This is a genomic window from Arsukibacterium indicum, from assembly GCF_019100565.1.
Lineage (GTDB): Bacteria > Pseudomonadota > Gammaproteobacteria > Enterobacterales > Alteromonadaceae > Alishewanella > Alishewanella indicum.
Genome location: NZ_JAHRID010000003.1, coordinates 391,822 through 416,813 on the forward strand (window position 1 = coordinate 391,822; position 24,992 = coordinate 416,813).

The following is a 24,992-nucleotide window of genomic DNA, read 5'->3' on the forward strand; positions in this document are numbered from 1 at the left end:
GCTTAGCCCGCCGTGCAGCAAATTTTTAAAGCGTTTAGCCATCTATACTGTTGCAGTTAAAAAATAACCATGTTATTACTAGTACCGCTTTGCTATTAAATTTACCAAAAGAGCAATCAATGAATTTACAACGTTGCGTTTCAATTATCAGCCTCCTCGTGCTCCTCACCGGTGCGCGGGGTGTTGTTTATTGGTAGAAAAACGTAACAACCAATAACGAAAACCCCGTGCCACTGGCCGGGGTTTTTTGCATTTAAGCCCCCGCCACAAGTTGCCACCGATACCGACTAACGGAACAGGAAACACAAGATGAGCGGCGATAATAAAATCTGGATCTTTGATACCACCTTACGCGATGGCGAGCAGGCACTGCGGGCCAGTTTAAGCCAGAAGCAAAAAATTCAGCTGGCCCATGCCATTGCCCGCTTAGAAGTAGATGTAATGGAGGTTGGGTTTCCGGTATCCAGCCCTGGCGATTTTGACTCGGTGCAGCGGATTGCCCGTGAAGTTAAAGGCCCGATCATCTGCGGCCTGGCCCGCGCCGTTAGCGCCGACATCGAAGCCTGTGGCGAAGCGCTAAAAGATGCGGAACGCCGGCGTATTCACACCTTTATCGCTACCTCGCCGCTGCATTTACAGTATAAACTGCGCAAAACGTTGCAACAGGCTACCGAGCAGGCGGTTGCAGCCATTAAGCTGGCCAGCCGTTATACCGACGATATTGAGTTTTCCTGTGAGGATGCCGGCCGCACCCCCATCGATGACTTGTGCCGGATCATTGAACAGGCTATCAAGGCCGGCGCTACCACCATAAATATTCCCGATACAGTTGGCTATACCATTCCGAACGAATTTGCAGCGATTATCTGCGCCCTGCGAAATAAAGTACCAAACATTGATAAAGCCCGCTTAAGCGTGCACTGCCATAACGATTTAGGCTTAGCCGTAGCCAATAGTATCAGCGCCATTCAGGCTGGCGCCCGCCAGATTGAATGCACAGTAAATGGCATTGGCGAGCGGGCCGGTAACTGTTCATTGGAAGAAGTGGCAATGATAATCAACACCCGCAAAGACGTGCTGGCACCACTGTACACCGATATTAAAACCACTGAAATTTACCGAAGCAGTCATTTAGTCAGCCAGATCTGCAATATGCCTATCCAGCCAAATAAAGCCATTGTCGGTGAAAACGCCTTTGCCCATAGCTCCGGCATTCATCAGGACGGGGTGTTAAAAGCACAAAATACCTACGAAATTATGGCACCAGAGCAGGTTGGCATCCGCCAGAACGAGCTGAATTTAACCTCACGCTCAGGCAGGCATGTTATCCAGCACCGGTTAGCTGAACTGGGCTACACCGATGCTGATTATGATTTGGAAGCTGTTTACAAAAGCTTTGTGGCGCTGGCAGACCAAAAAGGCCGGGTGTTTGATTACGACTTAGAAGCCCTGGTGTTTTTTGAAAATATGCAGGAGCAAAACGATTACTACTCGCTGGATTTTTTAAGCTCTTCCACTCATACCGGCCATATTGCCAGCGCTACCGTCGGCTTACGCTGTGGTGATCAGCTGTTTACCGAAGCCGCTACCGGCAATGGCCCGGTAGAGGCGGCGTTCAGCGCTATTGCCCGCATCAGCAAACTGCAAATTAAAATGGTCGACTTTAACTTACAGGCCAAAGGCAGCGGCGAAGATGCGCTGGGCCAGGTTGATATTATTGCCGAGCACGAAGGGCGGCGGTTTCATGGTGCCGGTTTGGCTACCGACATAGTGCGTAGCTCGGTGCTGGCCTATGTCCATGTGCTGAATATGATCCAGCGCGCGCAGACTATCGACGCCCATAAGCACGCCCAGAAGCACACACGCGAACATGCATCAGAACACACACCAGACAAAAACACAGTAAAAATTGCAGCAGGTGAACAACAATGAGTAAGCAGTATAATATTGCGGTATTAGCCGGCGACGGCATTGGCCCGGAGGTCATGGCCGAAGCAGTAAAAGTACTCCAGGTAGTGGCCGACAAGTTTCAGTTTGGTATAAACCTGACGCCCGCCCTGATAGGGGGTGCCGCTATCGATGCCACCGGCGAGCCGTTACCGCCACAAACATTGTCAGTTTGTCAGCAAAGTGATGCCATTTTATTTGGTTCAGTTGGCGGGCCGAAGTGGACCGGCTTAGCACCCGATAAACAGCCCGAGCGCGGCTCGTTATTACCACTTCGCAAAACCTTCGATTTATTCTGCAACTTACGCCCTGGCCAGATTTATCCGGCGTTTGCCGATTTATCGCCACTGCACCCAAGGGTTAGCAGCCTGGGCATGGATGTGCTATGTGTTCGGGAGCTAACCGGCGGCATTTACTTTGGCGAAAAAGGCCGCAGCGACAGCGATGCCTTTGATACCCAGCGCTACAGCGTGGCTGAAATTGAAAGGATTGCCAAAGTGGCATTTGAAGCAGCGCAGAAACGCAGTAATAAAGTCACTTCAATCGATAAAGCCAATGTGCTGCAAACCAGCATTTTATGGCGTGAAACCGTTGAACGCATTGCTAACGGCTACCCAGATGTAACGCTTGAGCACATGTACATTGATAACGCCGCCATGCAGCTTATCCGCAGCCCGCAGCAGTTTGATGTGCTGTTATGCGACAACCTGTTCGGCGATATTTTATCTGATGAAATTGCCGCTATCGCCGGCAGTTTAGGCTTACTGCCCTCGGCCAGTTTAAACGCCAGCGGCTTTGGCTTGTATGAGCCAGCCGGTGGCAGCGCGCCCGATATTGCAGGCAAGGGTATTGCTAACCCAGTCGCCCAGATTTTAAGTGCAGCCTTAATGCTGCGATACAGTTTTGGTGAAGAAGCGGCCGCCAGTGCCATTGAGCAGGCGGTACGGCATTGCTTAGAGCAGCATATCGTAACGCGCGACATTGATCCAAAATCAACTTACGGCACGGCAGCGGTTGGCGCGGCTATTGTTGCCACCTTACGCCAGGAGAATAGTTAATGGGCCAGGCTATTGCAAACGCAACAACCCTATATCAGAAAATTTATGCCAGCCATGTGGTGGGTAAGTTAAACCCCAGTACCGATTTATTATTTGTCGATCGTCATTTAATTCACGAAGTAACGTCGCCTCAGGCCTTCTCCGGTTTAAAGCTGGCAAACCGCAGCGTGCGCCGGCCAGACTTAACCTATGCCACCATGGATCACAATGTCTCCACCCAGCGCCGCAGTATTGACGCCGCCGGAGAAACATCGCGCAAACAGCTGGAAGCGTTAGCCGCCAACTGTAGCGACAACAATATTCCATTGCTGGATTTAACCCATCCTGATCAGGGCATTGTCCATGTTATTGGCCCCGAGCAGGGTTTAACCCAGCCGGGGATGATTATTGTTTGTGGCGACTCGCACACCTCTACCCATGGCGCGTTTGGCGCGCTGGCTTTTGGTATTGGCACCTCAGAGGTTGAGCATGTGCTGGCTACTCAAACCTTGCCGCAGCAGCAGGCCAAAACCCTGAAGATCGAAATTAATGGCGATTTAAGCAGCCATGTTACGCCAAAAGACGTGATTATGGCGGTAATAGCAAAAATTGGTACCGCCGGCGGCAATGGTTATGTAGCCGAGTTTTGCGGCAGTGCTATTCGCGAAATGAGTATGGAAGGGCGAATGACCCTATGCAATATGAGCATTGAAATGGGTGCCAAAGCCGGGCTTATTGCCCCTGATGACACCACCTTTGCTTATCTGCAAGGTAAAGCGCATGCCCCGCAGGCAGAGCATTGGGACGCTGCAGTAGCTTATTGGCAGAGCTTGTACTCTGATGCCGATGCGGTATTTGATAAAACCGTAGAAATTGATGCCAGCAGTATTACACCGCAAATTACCTGGGGTACCAATCCTGAGCAGGTTATAGCTATAGACCAGAGCGTGCCATCACCAGCCAGTTTCAGTGATGCCAGTAAGCGCGACGCTGCCGAACGCGCCCTGGCCTATATGGGGCTGGCAGCTGGCCAGAAGCTGACCGATTGTAAAGTTGACGTGGTCTTTATTGGCAGTTGCACCAACAGCCGGATTGAAGACTTACGTGCTGCCGCCAGTGTGGTGCAGGGTAAACAGGTTGCCGCAGGCGTGCGGGCCTTAGTTGTACCGGGCTCCGGCATCGTTAAACGCCAGGCTGAAGCTGAGGGTCTGGCTGACATTTTCAAAAAGGCCGGATTTGAGTGGCGCGAGCCGGGTTGCAGTATGTGCCTAGGCATGAATGATGATCGGGTCGAAGCCGGCCAGCGCTGCGCTTCTACCTCAAACCGTAACTTTGAGGGCCGCCAGGGCCGCGGTGCCCGTACTCATTTAGTCAGCCCGGCTATGGCTGCCGCCGCTGCGATTGCCGGACAATTTGTGAATATTGCAGCGAACACTGAATATAACGTAACAGCAGCAGCGGGAGCACAAGCATGAGTAAGAATTTCGCCCAGGGTTTAGTGTGCCCATTAGATAAAAATAATGTCGATACCGACCAGATTATTCCCAAGCAATTTTTAACCAGTGTCAGCCGCGACGGCTTTGCCGAGGCGATGTTTTACGACTGGCGCTATTTAGCCGATGGCAGCCCCAACCCGGATTTTGTCATCAACAAACCTGAGTACCAGGGTGCCAGCATTTTACTGACCCGGGAGAACTTTGGCTGTGGCTCCAGCCGCGAACATGCGCCCTGGGCCATTTCGCAATATGGTTTTAATGTCATCATTGCAGAGAGCTTTGCTGATATTTTCTTTAATAACAGTGTTAACAACGGTATGTTGTTAATTCAGTTAAGTAAAACCAATATTGAGCTGCTGTTTAACCGCTGCGCTCAGGGCCCGCAGCACTGGCAGATTGACCTGCAGAGCCAGGAGATCATGTTTGGTAATAATGCGGCGCTGGGCTTTAATATCGACGCCGATATTAAGCAGCGCTTACTATCTGGCCTCGATTTTATCGGCAGTAGTGAGCAGTTAAACCCGCAAATTGCCGATTTTGAGCAAAGCCGTAAAGCCAGTCTGCCCTGGCTGGGGTAAGACAGGCAGGCTGAACTGGCAATACGCTGTGCGCTTTGTATACTTAATACCTGTTTATCAAAGCGACGGGAAAACCTATGCTGACTAAATATATCGTTAAGTCTGTTTTCAGTGCACTGCTGCTCATTTTGTTATGGTTGCCAGAGGCAGCAGCGCACCATGGCTGGAACTGGACCGAAGACCAACAAACAGAAATGACCGGCAGTATCACAGAGGTATATATTGGCCCGCCGCACCCTCGTTTAATGATTGAAACCGACGTTGGCCGCTGGCAGGTCGATTTAGGCAATCCGCGCCAGACCAAAGCGGCCGGTTTTGTTGAAGGAGAAGCCAAAGTTGGTGATCAGGTGCTGATCCGTGGTCACCGCTCGGCGAAGCAAGATGAGCGGATTATCAAAGCTGTACGCGCCACGATTAACAACAAACAATATACCTTTTATCCAAATTTACTGCGTGAGGACTAAAGCTCAGTGCCCGAAACCTGGCTGCTGAGTTTGAGTGAGTCTGCGTTAGCCTCAGCGCTGCGTCAGTCGGCTATCGGCTATCCCTTGCTATCCTCAGCGCATATTCTTGGTCTGAGTTTACTGGTTGGTAGTATTGTCACGCTCGACTTACGCCTGTTGAACATTGTTAAGCGTGGCCGCCTTAGCGAACTGGCCCCGTTATTAAGCCGGGTTGCCGCCGGTGGGCTGTTGCTGGCAGCCGTCAGCGGGCTATTATTATTCAGCGTGCAGCCTGCTCACTATCTTGGCAACAACGCTTTCCTGCTAAAGCTGGTGTTGCTGAGTCTGGCCTTGATCAATGTCGCTATTGTACATAGTTTGCCAGCCTGGCGCCTTTTACTGGCAGGCCAGCCGCCAGGCTTGCTGCTGAAGTTTACCGCCGCTGTTTCAATTATCCTGTGGCTTGCCATAATAACTGCCGGCCGCTGGATTGCCTTTGTTTAGCGTGCGCTTTAAGTAAGGTTTAAGTAAGGTTTACCATGCCCAAACTCTTTTCTTACGGTACCCTGCAGCAAAAAAACGTCCAGCTGGCTAACTTTGGCCGGGAGCTTGCCGGCTGCCAGGACATTCTGCCGGGCTATGTTGTCGGTGAAATAGCAATTACCGACCCGCGGGTGCTGCGGGAAAGTGGCAAAGCCATTCACCCAATACTGCGCTTTACCGGCAACAGCATTGATGAAGTGCCTGGTACCGTGTTTGAGCTTACTGACGACGAACTGGCCCGGGCCGACGATTATGAAGTCGATGCTTATGTCAGGGTAAGCGCCTGCTTAAAATCAGGTACTGAGTGCTGGATTTATGCGGCAGCACCAGACAGCAGGTAATACGCATGTCTGATACCTTATTACTGCTCTTAGCCGACACCATTCTGGTTATCCACTTTTTAGTCGTACTGTTTGTGGTTGGCGGCCTGCTGGCCATCTATCTTGGTCATTTTTTGCAGTGGTACTGGGTGGGCAATAAAGCCTTCCGGCTGGCGCATCTGCTGGCAATTACTATTGTGGTACTGCAATCCTGGCTGGGTGTTATCTGTCCGCTTACGGTCTGGGAGATGGCGTTAAGGGAAAAAGCCGGCGCAGCTACTTATGCCGGCTCCTTTGTTCAGCACTGGTTGCAATATTTACTGTACTACACTGCGCCAGACTGGGTATTTATCGTATTGTATACCGGCTTTGCCGCCCTGGTGCTGATAAGCTGGTATCTGGTGCCGGTTAGGACGAAACAACATGGCTGATAATCCGCTGTCTGCAGCCAACGCCGTGCTACTGGCCAGTGTTCGCCAATGCAATTTATGTGCGGCCGATTTGCCGCTGGGCCCCCGCCCCATATTACAATGGCATCCCGATGCGCGTATTCTGATAGCGGGCCAGGCGCCGGGGCGCAAAGCGCATCAGGCAAACATGCCCTTTGCCGATGCCAGTGGTGAGCGCTTGCGTTCCTGGTTGGGATTAACGGCTGTGCAGTTTTATAACCCGCGGCTGGTAGCAATTTTACCAATGGGCTTTTGTTTCCCGGGTAGCGGCAGCAGTGGCGATTTAGCACCACGGCCAGAATGCGCTCCAGCCTGGCAGCAAGTGTTATTGCGGCAGTTAACCCAGCTGCAGTTAACGGTGGTTATTGGTCAGTATGCCCAGGCTTATCACCTGGACGACGTTAAACCGACACTGACGGCAACAGTAGCCAGCTGGCAGGATTACTGGCCCCGCAAGATACCGTTACCTCATCCCAGTCCGCGCAATAATATCTGGCTCAAGCGTAACCCCTGGTTTAGTGAAACGGTATTGCCAAAATTACAGGCCCGGGTACAGCAAGTGTTAGAAAACAGACAATAAAAAAGGCAGCCTGGCTGCCTTTTTCAACAAGCTTATTGGCTTAGTTGGCAACCATTTTCAGGTTAGCAAATTCAATCATTTGCTGTGGCGTTTGCAGCTCTGTCATTAAGGCACCAGATTGCACTGCCTCAAAACTTAGTGGTTCAGCAAAGCTGACGTTAACCTGCAGCTTTTCTGGCTGGTTAATAAAAGTAGTCAGGCTTTCTTTCATTTCCAGCGGCAGGTTTTCATCTGCGGTGATTGCCATCAGTGCCATGCCTTTTAGCGCATCCAATGGTGGCATCTGACCCTGAGCACTGCCCATTTCAACCAGACGTTCAATAAAACCGTTGTTGGTTACTACCAGCTCGCCACTTTTCAGAGCGCCTTTTACCAGATTCGCCATCACATCGGTCATGTAGCTGTCAGACATGGTTAGCTGCTGTTGTTCTTCCGGCGTTTTCTCGCTCATATCACGGGCAAAGGCCCACAATTCCTGCATCTGGGCGAAAGAGAAATTATAAGCCAGACTAAACTCGTCGTTAATCCGGGTATCCTGGCTGAAGTACAACTCACCGGTAGCCGGCGTGTATTCGTAGCTGTAGTCGGCATGCAGCGCTACACCCTGGATAAAAGCACTCATATCCGGTGGTAACATCGCCAGCATTGGCTCTGCCACTTTCGCGCCAATCAGCTGGGCACTGCCCTTATCCGCCAGGCCTTTTGGCTTTAAGCCAACAGCCGTTACCTGATCAATAGTAGCAACCTGACCCATGCCTGCAACGCTGACATCTATGCCGCTAACGCTGTAACTTGACGTTAAAACATTGGCTGACACATCCTGATAGCCAATGCTGATTGCTGGCATCAGGCCGGTGGCCGCCATTTCCGCATAAGACTTATTTGCCTGTTCAATTTGTTCCTTAATGGCATTTTCAGCTTGCGAATTGGCATAATAAAAGCCCGCAGCGGCGGCAACCACAACAATACCGGCACCAACAACTAACTTGTTCATAGTAATCCTTTATTCACTATTATTTATCAAACGTATTATTTACAAAAGCGTTGAATCGTAGCACATCACGCTGGCTGGCGAAAAGGCAGCAGATCATTTATTTTATAAGTTGCTGTCATTAGCAGAAATTATTTACCTGCTGCTAAAAGCCTGCTAGCGTGACACTATCTTTTTAAGCTGATTACGACCCCATCATGGCCACCTATTTTTTCTGGTTTGATTTATTGGGCGTTGCGGTATTCGCGGTGTCAGGCACGCTGGCAGCCTGGCGCAATCAGATGGACGGTTTTGGGGTAATAGTGCTGGCCAGTGTTACTGCAATTGGTGGTGGCACCCTGCGCGATCTGATTCTTGATGTCCCGGTTATCTGGATAAACAATAATAGTTATTTCTACGCTATCTTTTTAGCCGCAGTCGCAACTATTTTATTAGTGCGCAACCGCTTAACCATTCCAAACAATACTTTGCAAATTCTGGATGCCATTGGTCTGGCGTTTTTTGTCATTATGGGCACCCAGAAAGCGCTGGATTACGGCACGTCAACCTTAGTGGCGATTATGCTGGGTACTATGAGTGGTGTATGCGGTGGCATGATCCGCGATGTGTTGTGCCGGGAAATCCCAATGGTATTTCGCGGTGAGCTGTATGCAGTAACCTGTATTGTCGGTGGCGGCGTGTATACCAGCCTGCTGGCGCTTGGCTCGGGCCAGTTATCGGCAATGCTTGCCGGTATGTCAGCGTTATTATTACTGCGTCTGGCAGCGATTAAATGGCAAATTACCATTCCGGTATTTGGCAAACACCATAACGAATTAAATGAGCCCTGAATTGCAGCCAGCAAATAATCCTACTATTAACAAACAACGGCTTGTTCAGCTCGATATCATTCGCGGCCTGGCCATTTTAGGTATTTTACTGGTTAATGTTTTTGCTTTTGCCAGCCCGCCGGACTACTCCCACAGCCTTATCTGGCAACCGGGTGTCAGTAGTGTAGATGTCGTGTTATTTAATCTGCAGACGCTGTTTTTTACCGGCCGCTTTTTAACCCTGTTTAATTTGCTGTTTGGGGTCAGCCTGCTACTGATACTTCAAAAATATGGCGAGGCATATTTAAGCCGCCGCCTGCAATGGCTGGCAGTGTTTGGCCTGCTCCATATCAGTTTTATCTGGTTTGGCGATATTTTGCTGTGGTATGCCCTTACTGGTTTGGTAGTACTCAGGCAGGGTTATTATAAGCTTGATTGTGGCGCACTTTGGCGCAAAGGCGCTATCCATCTTGCCATATCGTTAATTTTGCCAGTGCTGTTCAGTGTATATGTTTTACTGGCCGTGCCTCCACCACAGCAACCATTGGCTGCAGATGAACTGTTGGCGCAACAACAGTTATGGACCGGCCCTTATCTTAGCCAGCTGACTGAAATGCTTTGGCAAAACTTTGTTATGCTAGTGGGTTTTGCGCTAACCCTGTACTGGCTGATGGCCGCGTTGATGATGTTCGGTATGGCGCTTTACAAAAGTGGCTGGTTCAGCCAGGGCTATTCCCCCCGCAAGACGCTGTTGTTGCTGCTGACGTCACTTTTAATCAGTAGCTGCACAGCTGTGTTAGATCATCTTACCGGCTATGGTTACGACCTGGCCTTAACCCTGCCGTGGGAGCAAATCAGCGCCCTGCTGATGGCACTTGGTTTCGCCAGCGCGCTGATTAATGCCCGCCTCAAGCCTGAGCTTTATCGTTGGCTGCAAGCCTGGCTGGCCCCTTGCGGCCGGATGGCCTTCACGCTGTATTTAAGCCAGAGCCTGCTAATGGTGTCGCTGTTTAAAGTGTTTAAACCCGACTGGTTTGCCAGCCTGGACCGGCTGGCGCTACTGGGCATTGCGGTTGCCACCATTATCCTGCAACTATTATTTTGCCGCTGGTATCTGCAGCACTACTCGCAAGGCCCACTGGAATGGCTATGGCGGCGGTTGAGTAAGCAGCCGGCAGCTGCTACCAGTCAAGCTGAGTAATGAAATGAGCCCCTACACCGAACTGGCTGCGCCGATTGAGCACAGCCTGACTGAGAAAAACAGTGAGTTCCTGAGCTTTTTGTTGCCGGTAAGCAGCCGTGATGAGGCGATGAGCTTGGTTAACCAGTATCGCGAGCAGTACCGCGCTGCCAACCATGTATGCTGGGCTTATATTATTGGCAATACCCGCCAGCCGGAAATGCAGGCTTTTAGCGATGATGGCGAGCCAGCTGGCACCGCTGGCAAACCGATGTTGCATGTGCTGACCGAGCAGGAGCTGGGCAATAGCCTGGCGCTGGTGGTACGTTATTTTGGTGGAGTGAAACTGGGTGCCGGTGGCCTGGTAAGGGCCTACTCGGCAGCGGTGTCGCAGGCCGCAGCAAAAGCAGTTCGCCGCCAGGTATTACCCCAACTGCAGCTGACGGTACGATTGGACTTTGCGCTGGAAACCCGGGCCCGCCAGCTTATTAATGAACTAGCTGGCCAATTGCTGGCCACTGACTACCAGCAGCAGGTAGTAATGAGTGTTAGCCTGCCGCTTAGCGCCGAAGCAGAATTTCGCAGCCAGCTGCAGAATATCAGCTCTGGCAGCGCGCTGGTCAGTGAGCTGCCGGCCGCAGCCGACGCATAAGCTCCTGGCTGGGTTAATCTTCCGCTTACTGTGTTTTCAAACTGGCATTTAACCTCATTCCATGGATAATAAGCCGGATTAAAATGACCAGAGCGGTGCACCTGTATGGCGCCGCCGACAGGATGCGCTATGTCTCGTTTACTTCGTATTGTGCTTATTCACACCCACCTGCCTGGGGTGGTGGAATTGCAGTTGGATCAGCACACCAATATTTGCGGCACCAACGCCTCGGGTAAAACCACTTTGCAACGGCTGGTACCGGTATTTTATGGCGAGCAGCCAAACCGGGTGGTACCGAAAACCCGCAAAAAGTTTGACGAGTTTTATCTGCCGTATAGCAACAGCTACCTGATTTACGAATATCAGCGCGAAGGCGGAGCCTTATGTCAGGTGGTATTAACCCGTAAAAGTGATGGCGGGGTGGAATACCGCTTTGTGGCCGCGCCATACCAGAGTGAATTCTATTTAATTGAAAGCAATGACGGCGTCAAAGCGCTCAGTTACAGCGACTGGGCCGCCAGTATGCGCAGCCGGCCTGAGGTGCAGGTATCGGCGAAAATCAGCGCTACCAGCGAGTATCGCAGCATTATTCAGAACGATGCCGCGGCGCTTAGGGGTAATAATGCCGATAGCGTTAAATTACGCCGGCTGGCCGCAAGCTTTAGTTTAGTCAGCAGTGGCCATAAGCTGCGCCATATTGAAAAGCTGGTCAGTGCCGTGCATGCCAAAGAAGGCAAAATGGACACGCTAAAAGCCATGCTGGCCGCCATTTTTGAAGAAGACGGCGTGACCCTGCCCACCACCAAGGTGAAAAACACCAAGGCGCGGGACTGGATCCAGCAAATGCGTCAGTCGATGCGCCTGGATAAACTGCAGCAGGATTTTGAGCGCTTAAAGCAGCTGGCCCAGCAACTGGATGGCAGCGAGGCGCAGTTAGCCGGTTTATTGCCATTGCTGGACCAAGATGAGCAACAGCAGAAACAGCAAAAAGCCGATGCCGAGCAACAGGTTAATACCCTGCGCGGCCAGCTGCAAAGCCTTAAAGAGCAGTTCAACCAGCAGCAGCTGGAGCTGAACGGTCAACTGGCAAAAACCGAAGCCGATTTACATGAAACCAGCGCCCGGCTCGATCAGCTGCAGCAGCGCTATGATGATTTCGAAAGCCAGGACATGCCAAAGCTGCAACGGGATACCGACGCCCTGCCACTGTGGCGGGAAAGCCTGCAGGAGCTGGTCGAACAATACCAGTTAATGGTAGAGCAGCACGGCGATTTAGAGCGCCAGTTAGAGCAGCGCAAAACAAAACTGCTCGAGAGCTTTAACCGCTTAAGCGAACAGCACCGCGGCAAAGCCCGCCAGCTGCAACAGCAAAAAGATGCCATCCGCGAGCAGCAGGATACCAAACTGGCCGCGCTGGAGCAGGCCTTTGCCCAGCGGCTGCAGCAGGCGCAGCAGCAATTTGCCGGTCAGTTAACCACGCTTAGCAGCAGCATCGCGGTGCTGAACAGCCAGTTACAGGCGCCACTATTAACTGAAACCGAACATGACGAGCTACGCAGCGCTGACCTGCGCTTAGAGCAGGCTCAGCAACACGCCCAGCAGCAAGCCCGCCAGTTGCAGCAGCTACAACAACAGCATCAGCAGGCCCGCACGGCCCGCGACAAAGCTGATAACGCGCTGGAATTAAGCCGCAAGGCCCTGCACCAGAGTGAGCAGCAGCTGCAGCAATTGCACCGTCAGTTAACACCTGAGCAGGGCAGCCTGCGCCACTTTTTACGGCTGCATTACAGCGGCTGGGAGCAAAAATTAGGTAAGGTGCTGGACGAGCGCTTATTAGAGCGGCAGGATTTACAACCCCATCTGGCAGCGCTTAGCGACAGCCTGTACGGCCTGCAGCTGGAGTTATCAGCGATTGATACCCCCGATTATGCTCAGGACGAAGTGGCGATACGCCATCGCATTCAGGCCGCAGAGCAGCAACTGGCAGAGGCCAGCGCCGGCAAACAGCAGGCAGAAAAACACCTGCAGCAGTGCCACGAGCAGGCTGAACTTAGCCGCAGTCAGCTGGAGCAGGCCCAGTGGCAGCTAACCGAGTTTGAACAGAATATTGACTATGCCCGCGATGCCCGCAACCGGCTGCAGGCGCAGCAGCGGGAACTGAGTAGCCAGCGCCAGAGCAAGATCAAAACTGAACTGGCCAGCCAGCAACAGCAGCTGGAAAAACTGCAACAGCAGCAACAGGCTGATATGCAGGCACTGCAAAGCGACCATAACAGCCAGAAAATGGAGTTAAAAGCCGACTGGCAGGCCGAGCTGCAGGTATTTGATGAGCAAATCGACGAGCTGGAGCGCCAGCTTGAGCATAAGCGGGAAGATAATAAAAACCAGATTAAAGATTTACAGCAGGCATTCAGTGAAGAGCTGTCGGCCAAAGGTATTGATCCGCGCCGCTTAACCGAGCTGAAGCAAAAACAGGAGCAGCTGAAAACCGACATTAAAGCGGTCGAAGCCCGCCAGGATCAGTTAACGGCCTGGCAGCAATTTATTAAGCTGGACTGGCAGCAACTGCGGCCGCAACTGCTGGAGCGGGAAACCGGCCTGAAACAGCAACAGCGCAGCGTCAAGCAGGCGCTGGAGCAGCAAAAAACCGATTACAGCAGCCAGAACAAACAGCTGGATGAGCAAAAGCGCCATCAGCAGGAGCTGATGAGCCAGGCCGAGCAATTACTGAATCAGATAAAACCAGTGCTGCACAAATTGCAGGAGCTGCATCTGGCCACGGTAACGCCGGCCAGTGTCAGTGGCTCAGCCGATTTAGTGGAGCGGTTAGCCCGCGCCAATGAAGCCTTAGAGCAACGCAGCAAAGCCGACGGTGCATTAAAGCAGGCAGTTGCCCAGTTTGAAAATGTGCTGAGTAAAGACGCCGGCCCGGAATTTTTAGACCGGCTGGAGCATGAGAAACGCAAACTGGCAGATTACGCCGCCGAGCGCCAGCAACTACCTATTTTGCAGAACCTGCTGCAGATTTTAAAAGACGCCCAGCAGCAATTGTTGGAAATGGGCGAGAATATTGGCGGCGATCTGAAGAAATTCTTCACTGTATTCAGTGACATTAACCGCCGGATTGCCCTGCAAAGCCGGCGCTTAAGCGAAGCGGTAGCTGATGATCTGGTGCTCGAAGGCATTAGCCGCTCTGAAGTGCGGATTTTATCCACCATTGACGAGCTGGGGTTCTGGCAGCCATTAAAACACTTCGCCAAACTCTATGATGACTGGGGCAGTTCGGGCAAGGCGCTGCCATCCGAGCAGTATTTAAATGCATTAGCCGATGTGGTGGAATTACTGCGGGCCGATGAGCAGTACAGCATCGAGTCCTTGCTACGGCTGGAGCTACATTTAAGCGAAGGCGGCTCTGAGCTGGTGATTAAAAATGATCGCCAGTTACTGGAGTCTTCCAGCCATGGTATGGCCTACCTGATTTTATGTAAGTACTTACTGGCCTTTACCCGCCTGCTGCGCGGCGACGCCGACGTGGCCATTCACTGGCCTATTGATGAAATCGGCACCCTGGCCTATCACAACGTCGAAAAACTGTTTGCCGCCTGCAGCAGCAATAATATTGTCATTGTCGGCGCCTTCCCTAACCCGGAATCGGATGTATTAATGCTGTTCAGTCATCGTTATTTAATCGAGCCGGACCAGCACGAGCCTGGCAAGCGGCGCTTAAAACGGATCCAACCGAAAATAAGCCGGCTGGCCGAGCGCCTCGCCACTAAGCAGCAGGAGGCAAGCTGATGTTACAACACGGACCTTTACTCGAGCGCCTGCTGGCCGGTGACTTTATCTGTCAGATAACCGACGAGGATGCGTATCGCCATTTAAGCAATGAGCAAACGCAGCAGGATATTAACCATTACCTGCGGCCGCTAAACCGGCGGCTGGTCAGCAATGACGATAATACGGTGTTTTTCTTAGGCTACCATGAGCTGAACAAAGCCGCCCGCGAACAGCTGAGCAGCCAGTTCTCACTTACAGTGCAATCGTTGTTGCCGCTATTGGAGTGGCTGCAATTGGTGCAGGAAACCCTGGGCCGCGACAGCGCATTAACCGCAGGTGATACCATTAAGCTGCAGGAATTTGTGCTGCGCACGGAAGATAACCAGAGTTTGCGCCAGCGCTTAAACCAGCTGGCCAGCGACCGCTTTTTTAACAGCCAGAGCGAGCAGCTGGATAATCAGGTAAAACTGATTTTCCGCCGCCTGAAAGAGCATGGTTATCTGCTGCAGCCGCACCAGGACCGCCAGTATTATGTGGTGACCGGCAAAATTGACTATTTAATTGACGTAATTCGCTTTATCCGCGATGAAGAACAGCTGCCGGTCGATGACACCCCATCTCAGGAGGCGTTACTCTGATGGCGCCAACAGATAGCGGTATAGCTTCTAACCTGTTTACTATCGGTAGCGATCGCCTGGCCTTGCTGGGCAAGCATCATAAAGCGCTGATGCAGGGTTATCTGGACGGTTTTATTGATGAAACCGCTTTTAGTGAAGGCGCGTTAAAAAAGCTGATTGCCGCCCGTATTTTATGGCGGCCGGACGAGCAGCAACCGCTGGCGCTAAGGCCCTTGGTCAGCGAGCTGATTGCCAGTATGGTGGCCGACGAGAACCGGCGGCAGATTAACGCCGACGTGGCGGAAAAGCTGGAGCAAATCCGCAACCGGGTGCAGGCCTACCGTGATGCCCAGTTTAAAGGCGACTACAGCGTGGCTGAGTTACAGCTGCAACGCTTAACCGAGCATGTGCACGATTTAAGCGGCCAGTTTGAAGAGGCTATCGACAGTTTATGGCACCGGCTGAACAGCGACTTTGGTTTTGTTGCCAGCCTGGATGATAAAATCCGTGAAAACGAACGGGCCCAGAAACAGCTGCGCCGCCTGCTCGACGGCCTGGATTTACTCGACTTTAACGAGTTAATTGAGTTATCTGAAGGCAACAACCACCTGCGTAAATTGCTGGTTAGTCAGCTGCAGAATCAGCTAAGCTCGCACCATAGTAGCTTGCTGGAAGTACAAAAACGCTTAGTGGAACTGTTGGCCAAATTCCGCCAGCAGCAGGCCCGCTCTATGCTGATCACCAATATGGCCGCTTTTTTGCGACAACACCCGAAATACCAGCCGGCCGACTACCCGAACCGCTCTGAGTTACCGACCCTGTTTAATCAGGCCGCCCGCATAGTGCCACAAGCCGCTATTGCCCTGGATAACGCCAGCGACCGGCAAAGCCTGGCAGAACTGGTGCGCGCCCTGCCACGCTATCAGCCGGTAAAACTGCTTGATACCGAAAGTGCCAGCTTTAGCAGCGTGCTGGTAGATGATGAAATAGCTGCCCGCCAGCAGGCACTGAAAACTGATGTTGAGAATTTTTACCTGCGGGTGATTGATCAGGGTGGCAAACTCAGTGCCCTGGGGTATTTGGAGCAGCAAGCGCTTGAGTGGGACAGCGAGATCTGGCTGTATCAGATCATCGCCGAGTACCAGGCACTGCCACAGGACGAAAAGCAGATGTTCGCGATAGTACGTGACGAAGCCCCGGTAAGCGCTATGAACCAGTTGTTGCTTATCCGTGATATCAGCCTGCAGTTACAGGTTCAGGCAGCGTAATGCATTACCCGCCGCTGACTGCTCAAGCCCTGCGCTACCTGCAGCAACTGCAGCAGCGGCTGAACGCCAGTGGCAGCGAGCGGGTAACAACCAATGTTAAAGCCGTACAGCAGGTCCTGGCCTGGTGTATTGAACATGAGCTGGTACCGGGCAACAGCCTGCAGCTGCCGCATTTTACCTTTACCCAGGCATTGCTGAAAAATATTGCTTCGGTGCAACAACGCTTGCAGCAGGCGTGCTTTCTGGATAATTTAAGCCAGAACAGCCGGCTAAACAATGCCAACGCCAGCCAGCAAGAGCTAAAAAGCATTGGCCTGCAACCGCGTCAAAACCGAGTGCTGGTAAAACTGAATATGGCAGTAGCGACCAACCTAGGCATAGCGGCAGATATTATCGATATCGACTGGCAGCACCTGCCACTAGCACAGTTTGACGCCCTGCTGATAGTAGAGAACCTTGATTGCTTTTATCAGCTGGCAAGTTTTAACGTTGCACTGCCGTATCAGCAGCCGCTGGTTATTTATCGCGGCGATGAGGTCTATAGCAAAGGCTGCAAAGCATTATCTGCTGCCTGGCATAGCAGCGCCAAACCCAGCATTTACTTTGGCGACGCCGATTTGGCCGGGCTTAGCATCGCGCTGAGCCTGCAATGCCAAAACATGTTACTGCCTGCCATCAGCGAGTTTACCCAGCGCGCCAGCCCCGCCATGCTGGATGATAAGCAACTTAAATATCAGCAACGGCTGCAACAAATGTCGGTTAGCGCGGCATTTTTACCCTATCAGCAGCTACTATGTCAGCAACTTATAGGCCTACGCCAGCAGAATATGCAGGAAATATCGCTAATACCGGTTAATCTGCTCGGCTGAGCAGCTTGCTTAGAACGTTAAGGGTCAGATCCATTTGTTATAAATGACGGAAAACTCCAAACCTCCCCTACCGGCGCCGTCTGTGTGAACAGCTTACAGGACCAGGCCGACAGAATATGCAGAAATAGAATTCGCACCGCTGCGCTAACAACGCCAGAGCTTGTTGTAAATTTAATTAAATAAAAATGTTTATATATTGAGATTATTAATCTAGAATTTCTGCGTAATTTACCTGTATAGGGATATCACCATGCCAGAAATTTACTTTTCCCGCTCAAGTCAGCGAGCAGAGCAGATTTTTGCTGAGCAACCAGACCTGCTTGCGAAATATCAAAAACTTAATAATAGACGTGATGATTTTTTACTGCCAAATCAGCCTTATTTAATGAGCTGTGCACCTGGCGATGATTTAACATTACAAGTCTTTAACCGCTTTTCGCACCCGGAGTTGCAACGCTTGCAGCAAGTTGCCTCCGCATATGATGACTATACCCTGGCTATTGCCTATGTTACGGAAGAGCAAATAAACCCAGTAATGGCGCTATTAGACGAACATGGTCTGACGGCTGCCGGTGCGTTAGTGGGTGCAGCAAATAGCAAATACTCTGCGTTTCAGCGCTCAATCCTAAGTTATCAGCGTGCCCTGATAGATTTGCACGATGCTAGCCAGGCCAAGGCGCAGGCCAGTGGCGCCCGAACCAAATCCGCGCATAACGCAGTAATTGCCAGCAAGGCAGCACACGCCAAGCGAGTACATGCTGAGATGGTGCAGCGTTTTCAGGCTCAACTGCAACGCTACCATGCAAACCTCAGCTCGCAAGCTGGTCGCTCAGCTCTATTAAATGCTGAGCGCGGTATAAATATCGCCCGCAGCGGCCGGCGCGGTCATCAGACATCGCAATCTCTGCATTTTGCTAATAGTCAGCAAGTGGCAACAGTGCAACGCTTTGTTAATGGCACCCAAATTATTGGACGCGGCCTGTTAGTGCTGGACTTTGGTTCGCGTACCCATAAAGTAATGACGACACAGGGCGACGCTACTCGTATGGCAGTAACTCAGTATTCAGGTTTTGCTGCTGGAGCATTAACTGGTTATGCATTCGGAAAAGGTTCTGTCGCCGCAATAAGCGCGATTAGCCTGGGACTAACGTTAACGCCTGTGGGATGGGTTATATTGATTGGCAGTGCAGCAGTACTTGGGTTCATGGCTGCCACGACGATGGACAATTGGGCACAAAACGAAACTGGGTATGTTTACGATCGTATTCGAGGTCGTCGTTAATGGAGCTTTCGATTCGAGATTTTTTTTCTATTTTGTGGGTGAGTTCTCTGTTATTAACGATAATTTCGTATCCCACAGTTGCAATGCTTGTTACACGACCAATCCAACAGAAGTTACGCCAAACAAAGCAAGATTACATTAGTGATTGGGTTGTTTGGCCCTTTCAAAGTGGTTTTTACGCTATGGCGATTGTTGTGCCATTTGCCCGCTGGCGCAACGAGCGCAATAGCAGTTTTGTCGATGCATTACAGCCGGTGCGGCAAGCAGCAACCCCCCTTCAGTGGTGGCTGTCGTTATGGCTGGAAGTAAGTTTGTACGGAATGGTGATGTTAGGTTTTTTTATGATGGCAATGGACGCACTTGGTGTATGGTCTCATGCTAGCATCTAGTTAGGTTAAGAAAGCGGGTGCAGGTTTTGCCTTCTGACACCCGCCATTAAGTTAAAAAGGCCGGATCTGATCCTAACGTAACTGCGTAATTACTCACTAATCAATGATATAAGCGCGAAAGACAGATAGCGAAACTGCAGTTTGCAAAGGCTTTGCTATACTGAACGCTCACATTTAAAACACAGGCAGGAGGGTTTTTATGAGCCGGCAGCTATTGGCGTCTCTACTTGGGTTACTTCTTACATTTTCTATATCGGCACAAGATAAGTTGCCATTTAAGGTTGAAGAAATAACACGCTTTGATGAACCCTGGTCGATGGCCTTTTTGCCGGATGGGCGGATGCTGGTCACGGAAAAGAAAGGGCGCCTGACTATCGTTAGCCAGCAGGGAGAGAAATCGCTGGTCGGCGGTGTACCTGATGTGGATTATGGCGGACAGGGTGGCCTGGGCGATGTTGCCTTGCATCCGGACTTCGCCAATAACAGACTTGTCTACCTCAGCTATGCTGAAGCCGGTGTTGGCGGTGTGCGCGGTGCAGCCGTGGCCCGCGGTACCTTAGTTGAAGAAGGCCGCCGCGCGCAGCTGCAAAACCTGCAGGTTATCTGGCGCCAGTATCCCAAGGTACTGGGCTATGGCCACTACGGCCACCGCATACTGTTTGATGATAACAAGCACTTGTGGATTTCCTCAGGTGATCGCCAGAAATTTACGCCTGCCCAGGATATGCAGTCATCTATGGGTAAAATTCTGCGCTTACATGACGACGGCTCAGTACCTAAAGACAACCCCTTTGTAAATTACCGGCAACAAGATGCCTTTGTCGATGGCGAAGCCATTTATGATGAGATCTGGTCGCTGGGTCATCGCAACCCGCTGGGTTTGGCGTTTGATCTTACCGGTAAGTTGTGGGTTATCGAGATGGGACCTGCCGGTGGCGATGAGCTTAACCTGGTTAAACGCGCTGCCAACTATGGTTACCCGGTAGTGTCCAACGGCAAGCACTATGATGGCAGGCCCATTCCCGATCACGATACCCGGCCGGAGTTTGCTGCACCGGCAATTACCTGGACACCGGTGATTTCACCGGCCGATCTTATCGTATACCGTGGCAAGCTTTTTGACGGTTGGCGTGGTGACGCCTTAGCAGCCGGCCTTTCCGCTCAAGGCATAGTGCGCATCAAGTTTGACGGTGAAAAGGCTAAAGAGGTAGCGCGTTATGACATGGGCGCCCGTATTCGCAAAGTTACCGAAGGGCCGGATGGTGTTCTCTGGGTGCTTGAAGATGAACGTGCGCAAAGCGAGGGACGCCTGCTGAAGTTAATGCCAAAACGCCGTTAATCGCCAATCTCATGGCTTTAATACCCGCAACAGCGGGTATTTTGCTTTTCGTGCTGTTGTATCTGATGTACCAGAGCCGGCATAGCTCACGCGGAGCCCTGCCGCTGATTATTCAGAGGTTAAAGCGGCAGGGTTAGCATTTTGTCAATGTTAACGGGTTACTGGCGTTGCGTATTCAGCCTTAACCGCTGGCAATCTTACTTTTAAGCCAAACAGCCAACGGCTGAGCCAGAAACGCTTAACCAGTTCATAACCCGCCCAGCAGCCAACACAGGTCAGCACTATTAACAGCGAGGCTTCAACAGCTACCGGCAATGCCAGTGCTTTTAGCCATACCGCAAACACAATAATTAGCGTTTGGTGCAACATATACCAGGGCAGAATAGCGTTATTGGCGTAGTGCAGCACTTTACCTTGCTTATCCCAGGCATTGGCAGGCCGGTTCAGGTAGCGCCCGGCATAACCCAGCAGCGCCAAAATCCAGCCCCAGTGGTTAAGTGCCAGTACCACGCCAACAAGCAAGCGGCCACTAACCGACTCGCCAAAAGCGGGCGGCAGGCTATCGAACAGGCCGTTACGATCGGCAATAATCAGGCTGTAGCAGGCAATCGCGGCCAGCAGAAACCAACGCCGGAATACGATGACGCTGCGCCACCAGTTACCTTGAAGGGCAAACAGATAACCGGCAATAAAGACACCGAAGTATTTGGCGTGATTATACCAGTCGTCCAGCAAGGCATGGCTGGAAGGATAAGCCTGGCGCAGGAAATACCAGGCGCAAATAAGTACCGCCATTGCCAGTAGCAGGGCAATACGCCCCGATAGCGGCTGCAGACTGCCAGCCAGTGCATTTAACAGCGGTGCTGTCAGCAACACAAGAGCGCTGTAACACCATAAATAGGGCAGAAACCACAGATGATTCCAGGTTAACAGGCCTATCGGGCTATGGTGCTCAGGCAATAGCGTGGTATTGGGGTTGATATACTGCCACCAGAAACTGATAAAGCCCGGTTCAATAAGCTGCTGCGCTAACGCCTCAAAATAAACCTGAGGCACCACAACAATGAACATGCCAGTCAACAGCGGTATTAACAGCCGGTTGCTGCGCAAACTAAACAGGCTTAACCGGCGGCTGCGTTGCTGCGCCAGCGCTAAAGCCATAGCACTGATAAAGAACAGCAGCGACATGCGCCACGGATTCGTTAAGATCATCAGGTTTTGCAACATTGTGCTGCTGCTGTCACTTTTAATATGCCAGCCCCAGTCGGCGACATAGTACATGCCAATGTGGTACAAAATTAACAGGCCAAAAGCCAGTGTGCGCAGCCAGTCTAAGTCGTAGCGGCGGTTGTCGGTTAGTGTTGTCATGCTAAAGCTCCGGGGTTGCAGTTGCGTTTTCTGTTGCGTAAGAATGCACGGCTGCACTAGCATGAGACACAACGTAATGGCCAACAGGCAGCAAACAGGGATAACAGGTGGCAGGGTGTGACGAACGATAAAGCAAAAAGTGTATTTCAGCAGTTTGACCAGCGGCCGCTGCTATACAGCTATCTGTTACTGGCTATTTATTTTTTTATCAATGCTGCGATAAATGCCAGCTCTGTATGGATGGAACATAGCCGCAGCGCAGATAATCAGCTGCAACTGTGGGAACCCATTGTCTGGGAATACAGCAGCGCCATCAGCACACTGCTATTGTTTCCGCTGTTATTCTGGTGGTTCAATCGCTTCCCGCTGCAGCTCAGCGATCTCCGCCGTCAGCTGCTGGCGCATCTGCTTGGCAGTCTGTTGTTCTCAATGTTGCATGTCGGCCTGATGGTCGCCATGCGCGAACTGGTTTATCACTGGCAGGGCGGCAACTATAACTTTGGGCCCATTCTGCGCGAGTTCTTTTACGAGTACCGTAAAGATGCCTGGGGGTACCTGTCGTTTTTAGTAGGTTACCGGCTGCTGCTTTTTTTCTACAGCAGGCTGAAAGGTGAGGCATATCAGCTGGACAGCGAAGAAGAATCGAGCGGGGCACAACCGATAAAGGCACCGGAACATTTTCTGGTGAAGAAACTGGATAAAGAGTTTTTGATCCGCACCGACGATATTGAATGGCTGGAGGCAAGCGGCAATTATGTCAATCTGCACAGCAAAGGCCGCATTTATCCGCTGCGTGCGACGCTAAGCAATACCCTGTTGCAACTGAGCAGCAAAGGCTTTAGCCGAATTCATCGCAGCCTGGCAGTAAACCATAATGCTATCGACAATATCAGCTATGACAGTAGCGGCGACGGTGATATTTTACTGAAAAACGGCAAGCAGCTGGCGCTGTCGCGCCGCTATAAAGAAGCGTTCAGAGCGGCTTTGCAGCCAGATTAAACAAAGCCTTCTGCTGCTATAACCGCTCGCAAGTTAGTGGTTGGAAAACAGGTTGAGTAACTATATCAACGTTTAGCTGCTACCAAAGCACCAGCGTCAGAAAGCTGCCAAGAGCAATTACAAACATCAGCAGATACATTGCGGTGTAAACAGTGCGATGGCGACCCTGGAATACTGTATACAACAAGCGGGCATCACCATAATTGTTTTTATGTTCGAATAACGTCTCACAGGCCAATAGCTTAAATGCCTCCAGTAATTTACTCTTCTCATTGGCAACACCATTAAACATCAGTTTTTTGCCATCAAGGTAGATATCCTGCGTCCAGGTTTTAATGCAGATAGCATCGATAAAATTATCGACGCTGTGCCTATTTTTGACCTGATAAGTGTGGAGTATTATCCGGCGGATTATTTCAGCGTCAATAATCAGATCTTTTTGCTCAGACTGCTCTCTTTTATAGATTAACCATTTGGGGATAAACAACTGACTGGCGTTTATCCGAAAGGGCTTCAGATAGCGGGGTAACAAATAGCGCGAGAGTAAAAAGTCAGCAAATACAGCAATAACCAGCGCCAGCATCGGTGTAAAAATAAGCAACACATAATTGATTTGTTTTGGCCAGCCAAAATTAACTATCAGCGGCAGAAAACTAAGTAGCAGAAAAATAACAATAACCAGCAGCTGGGTTTTCCGGCCACAATGCTGATAAAAAGACGGATAAAAATCATACTGCATAATCAGTCTTAGCTCGTGATAAACAAGTAAAACAAAACGATATTAGCCACTACCATTCCCTGACCTATACGCACCATCGTTAAACAATTTGCTTGTCTGGCATCTGCAGTGTACTTGCCTCGTATTACTCGCCACTGCATGCCAATAATTAACAGCAGCAAGGTGCCTCCTTTCCGGTCATGTTTTATAAACCGCTCCAGAATTGGAGATTGAGTATTTAAGTCATTGTATATTGCCGGCATCAGCATAAAAAACATATAAAGCGTCAGAACTGGCCAGTTAAATAGCACCAGGACAATGGCCCACGCTATTTTCTGTTTTGGCCATGCAGATTCACTGGCCGGATAGTTAATAAAATCTTCTTTGGTGCTTTTAGTATCCTGCCAGAATGGTGTGTTTGATTTAACCAGAAAAATTTGCCTGTAAGCACAGTTGTTAAAACACACTATTCCCCTGTCAGGCATCAGGTATAACCTGAGTTCTACTCCTTCGCTGGTGGTAGCAATGAATTCAGTTACCAAAGAAGGTACTGAATAATTAGGAAAGATTTTCTTTAAAAAATTGCGATGCAGTAGTGTTCGATACTTGTTGTTCAGCTGTTTTGCCGATACAGCTAAGAAATACGCAGAAGCGTCAGATTCTGTGCTCATTTTTAGTGGTTGTCGGGCATAAACATCGAAGGGCTTATTCAGCAAACTAAGCCATGAGACGTCGGTATTGGGCTCAAGTCGATGTCCAAATTTATCACATGCTAATTGAAGGTGTCGGAATTCAAAACTAAGTGGTAACGCTGCAATAGCGCCTGCAGGCAAATCACTACAATTTGCTGATGTTTCTTCAGACAAGACAGGCATTGCAAAGCAGCTGAAAACTGCAACCAGACAATACGCGGCAATGCGTTTAAAAACAAAACTCATCTGCTTTTCAAGAATCCATTCCAGCTGATTATGGTGAGGCTTGCGCTATCGGCTAGCAATACTTTGCGATAAACTAATTAACATCAATGTTGCCATGCTTGCTCTGGGTATAAAGGGTGTAAGGCAGTGCGGCGGTATCTGCCACGAACGAGAAGGTGCCGTCGATAATAAAGAACGGTACGTTGTTAAAGCTGCTTCCCAGATTTACCTGGCGGCTTGGTTCACCATTAAGCTTGCATAAGTTGTAGGATAAGCCGCTGTAAATACGCGGTATGCTATGGCAATAACTTTTCTTACCTTCGTGCTCGATGCTGACATTCGTTGTGCTGACTGGCAGGGTTCTTACCGTAGCGCAGCCTGTCAGACTAAGTATTACCATTACCGGTATCAGTGTTTTCATTTC

At 50.8% G+C, this 24,992-nt stretch carries 25 protein-coding genes; 20 read left to right on the plus strand and 5 right to left on the minus strand.

Features of this window, described 5'->3' with window-relative positions; all coding sequences use genetic code 11:
* The first annotated feature begins 309 nt into the window (after positions 1–309).
* The 9 genes from leuA to KQY15_RS09045 all read left to right on the plus strand — a co-directional run bounded on the left by leuA (position 310) and on the right by KQY15_RS09045 (position 7,393).
* Positions 310–1,932 carry a 2-isopropylmalate synthase gene (gene leuA, locus KQY15_RS09005; protein WP_217668853.1) on the plus strand — a complete coding sequence of 541 codons (1,623 nt, stop codon included), beginning with the start codon at positions 310–312 and terminating at the stop codon, positions 1,930–1,932.
* The gene (gene leuB, locus KQY15_RS09010) at positions 1,929–3,005 is read left to right on the plus strand and encodes a 3-isopropylmalate dehydrogenase (RefSeq protein WP_217668854.1); all 1,077 of its coding nucleotides are present in this window, start codon (positions 1,929–1,931) and stop codon (positions 3,003–3,005) included. Before leuA ends, leuB begins: the two co-directional genes overlap by 4 nt.
* A complete protein-coding gene (leuC, locus tag KQY15_RS09015) occupies positions 3,005–4,459 on the plus strand; it encodes a 3-isopropylmalate dehydratase large subunit (RefSeq protein WP_217668855.1) in 1,455 nt (484 codons plus the stop codon). Before leuB ends, leuC begins: the two co-directional genes overlap by 1 nt.
* Positions 4,456–5,058, plus strand: coding sequence for a 3-isopropylmalate dehydratase small subunit (gene leuD / locus KQY15_RS09020; protein ID WP_217668856.1), 603 nt, complete (start codon positions 4,456–4,458; stop codon positions 5,056–5,058). Before leuC ends, leuD begins: the two co-directional genes overlap by 4 nt.
* Before the next feature lie 77 nt (positions 5,059–5,135).
* Positions 5,136–5,522 carry a DUF6152 family protein gene (locus tag KQY15_RS09025; protein ID WP_217668857.1) on the plus strand — a complete coding sequence of 129 codons (387 nt, stop codon included), beginning with the start codon at positions 5,136–5,138 and terminating at the stop codon, positions 5,520–5,522.
* A 6-nt stretch (positions 5,523–5,528) separates the two neighbouring features.
* Entirely contained in the window at positions 5,529–6,005 is a 477-nt protein-coding gene (locus tag KQY15_RS09030) for a DUF6644 family protein (RefSeq protein WP_217668858.1), read from the plus strand.
* Positions 6,006–6,040: 35 nt separating this feature from the next.
* Positions 6,041–6,385 carry a gamma-glutamylcyclotransferase family protein gene (locus tag KQY15_RS09035; RefSeq protein WP_217668859.1) on the plus strand — a complete coding sequence of 115 codons (345 nt, stop codon included), beginning with the start codon at positions 6,041–6,043 and terminating at the stop codon, positions 6,383–6,385.
* 5 nt (positions 6,386–6,390) lie between these two features.
* Positions 6,391–6,795, plus strand: coding sequence for a DUF2784 domain-containing protein (locus KQY15_RS09040; RefSeq protein WP_217668860.1), 405 nt, complete (start codon positions 6,391–6,393; stop codon positions 6,793–6,795).
* Complete coding sequence (locus KQY15_RS09045) at positions 6,788–7,393, plus strand: uracil-DNA glycosylase family protein (RefSeq protein ID WP_217668861.1); 606 nt, start codon at positions 6,788–6,790, stop codon at positions 7,391–7,393. The genes KQY15_RS09040 and KQY15_RS09045 overlap by 8 nt, the downstream gene beginning before the upstream one ends.
* Before the next feature lie 40 nt (positions 7,394–7,433).
* Here KQY15_RS09045 and KQY15_RS09050 read toward each other — a convergent pair whose 3' ends face one another.
* Positions 7,434–8,387 (minus strand): aq_1923 C-terminal domain, encoded by a 954-nt coding sequence (locus KQY15_RS09050; protein ID WP_217668862.1) that lies wholly within the window; start codon positions 8,385–8,387, stop codon positions 7,434–7,436.
* Between the two features lie 194 nt (positions 8,388–8,581).
* Here KQY15_RS09050 and KQY15_RS09055 point away from each other — a divergent pair, with 194 nt between their 5' ends.
* The 10 genes from KQY15_RS09055 (at position 8,582) to KQY15_RS09100 (ending at position 20,566) form a co-directional block, all read left to right on the plus strand.
* A complete protein-coding gene (locus KQY15_RS09055; RefSeq protein WP_217668863.1) occupies positions 8,582–9,214 on the plus strand; it encodes a trimeric intracellular cation channel family protein in 633 nt (210 codons plus the stop codon).
* Positions 9,204–10,394, plus strand: coding sequence for a DUF418 domain-containing protein (locus KQY15_RS09060; RefSeq protein WP_217668864.1), 1,191 nt, complete (start codon positions 9,204–9,206; stop codon positions 10,392–10,394). Before KQY15_RS09055 ends, KQY15_RS09060 begins: the two co-directional genes overlap by 11 nt.
* A gap of 4 nt (positions 10,395–10,398) precedes the next feature.
* Entirely contained in the window at positions 10,399–11,025 is a 627-nt protein-coding gene (locus KQY15_RS09065) for a YigZ family protein (protein WP_217668865.1), read from the plus strand.
* 129 nt (positions 11,026–11,154) lie between these two features.
* Positions 11,155–14,820, plus strand: a complete 3,666-nt coding sequence (locus KQY15_RS09070) for an ATP-binding protein (protein WP_217668866.1) — start codon at positions 11,155–11,157, stop codon at positions 14,818–14,820.
* Positions 14,820–15,440: a hypothetical protein gene (locus KQY15_RS09075; RefSeq protein ID WP_217668867.1), complete on the plus strand. Its 621-nt coding sequence runs from the start codon at positions 14,820–14,822 to the stop codon at positions 15,438–15,440. The genes KQY15_RS09070 and KQY15_RS09075 overlap by 1 nt, the downstream gene beginning before the upstream one ends.
* Positions 15,440–16,687 carry a hypothetical protein gene (locus tag KQY15_RS09080; protein ID WP_217668868.1) on the plus strand — a complete coding sequence of 416 codons (1,248 nt, stop codon included), beginning with the start codon at positions 15,440–15,442 and terminating at the stop codon, positions 16,685–16,687. Before KQY15_RS09075 ends, KQY15_RS09080 begins: the two co-directional genes overlap by 1 nt.
* Positions 16,687–17,556 carry a DUF7281 domain-containing protein gene (locus KQY15_RS09085; protein ID WP_217668869.1) on the plus strand — a complete coding sequence of 290 codons (870 nt, stop codon included), beginning with the start codon at positions 16,687–16,689 and terminating at the stop codon, positions 17,554–17,556. The genes KQY15_RS09080 and KQY15_RS09085 overlap by 1 nt, the downstream gene beginning before the upstream one ends.
* Positions 17,557–17,806: 250 nt before the next feature.
* A complete protein-coding gene (locus tag KQY15_RS09090) occupies positions 17,807–18,838 on the plus strand; it encodes a hypothetical protein (protein WP_217668870.1) in 1,032 nt (343 codons plus the stop codon).
* On the plus strand, positions 18,838–19,227 hold the full coding sequence (locus KQY15_RS09095) for a hypothetical protein (protein ID WP_217668871.1): 390 nt from the start codon (positions 18,838–18,840) through the stop codon (positions 19,225–19,227). Before KQY15_RS09090 ends, KQY15_RS09095 begins: the two co-directional genes overlap by 1 nt.
* Before the next feature lie 199 nt (positions 19,228–19,426).
* Positions 19,427–20,566: a PQQ-dependent sugar dehydrogenase gene (locus KQY15_RS09100; RefSeq protein ID WP_217668872.1), complete on the plus strand. Its 1,140-nt coding sequence runs from the start codon at positions 19,427–19,429 to the stop codon at positions 20,564–20,566.
* A gap of 150 nt (positions 20,567–20,716) precedes the next feature.
* Here the strand turns inward: KQY15_RS09100 and KQY15_RS09105 are convergent, their stop codons facing one another.
* Entirely contained in the window at positions 20,717–21,934 is a 1,218-nt protein-coding gene (locus tag KQY15_RS09105; protein ID WP_217668873.1) for an acyltransferase family protein, read from the minus strand.
* A 117-nt stretch (positions 21,935–22,051) separates the two neighbouring features.
* Between KQY15_RS09105 and KQY15_RS09110 the strand changes: the two genes are divergently transcribed.
* Positions 22,052–22,933, plus strand: a complete 882-nt coding sequence (locus KQY15_RS09110) for a LytR/AlgR family response regulator transcription factor (protein ID WP_217668874.1) — start codon at positions 22,052–22,054, stop codon at positions 22,931–22,933.
* 79 nt (positions 22,934–23,012) lie between these two features.
* Here the strand turns inward: KQY15_RS09110 and KQY15_RS09115 are convergent, their stop codons facing one another.
* The 3 genes from KQY15_RS09115 to KQY15_RS09125 form a co-directional block, all read right to left on the minus strand.
* Complete coding sequence (locus KQY15_RS09115; protein WP_217668875.1) at positions 23,013–23,672, minus strand: hypothetical protein; 660 nt, start codon at positions 23,670–23,672, stop codon at positions 23,013–23,015.
* An 8-nt stretch (positions 23,673–23,680) separates the two neighbouring features.
* Positions 23,681–24,589: a hypothetical protein gene (locus KQY15_RS09120; RefSeq protein ID WP_217668876.1), complete on the minus strand. Its 909-nt coding sequence runs from the start codon at positions 24,587–24,589 to the stop codon at positions 23,681–23,683.
* 73 nt (positions 24,590–24,662) lie between these two features.
* A complete protein-coding gene (locus KQY15_RS09125) occupies positions 24,663–24,989 on the minus strand; it encodes a YceK/YidQ family lipoprotein (protein ID WP_217668877.1) in 327 nt (108 codons plus the stop codon).
* Between the last annotated feature and the right edge of the window lie 3 nt (positions 24,990–24,992).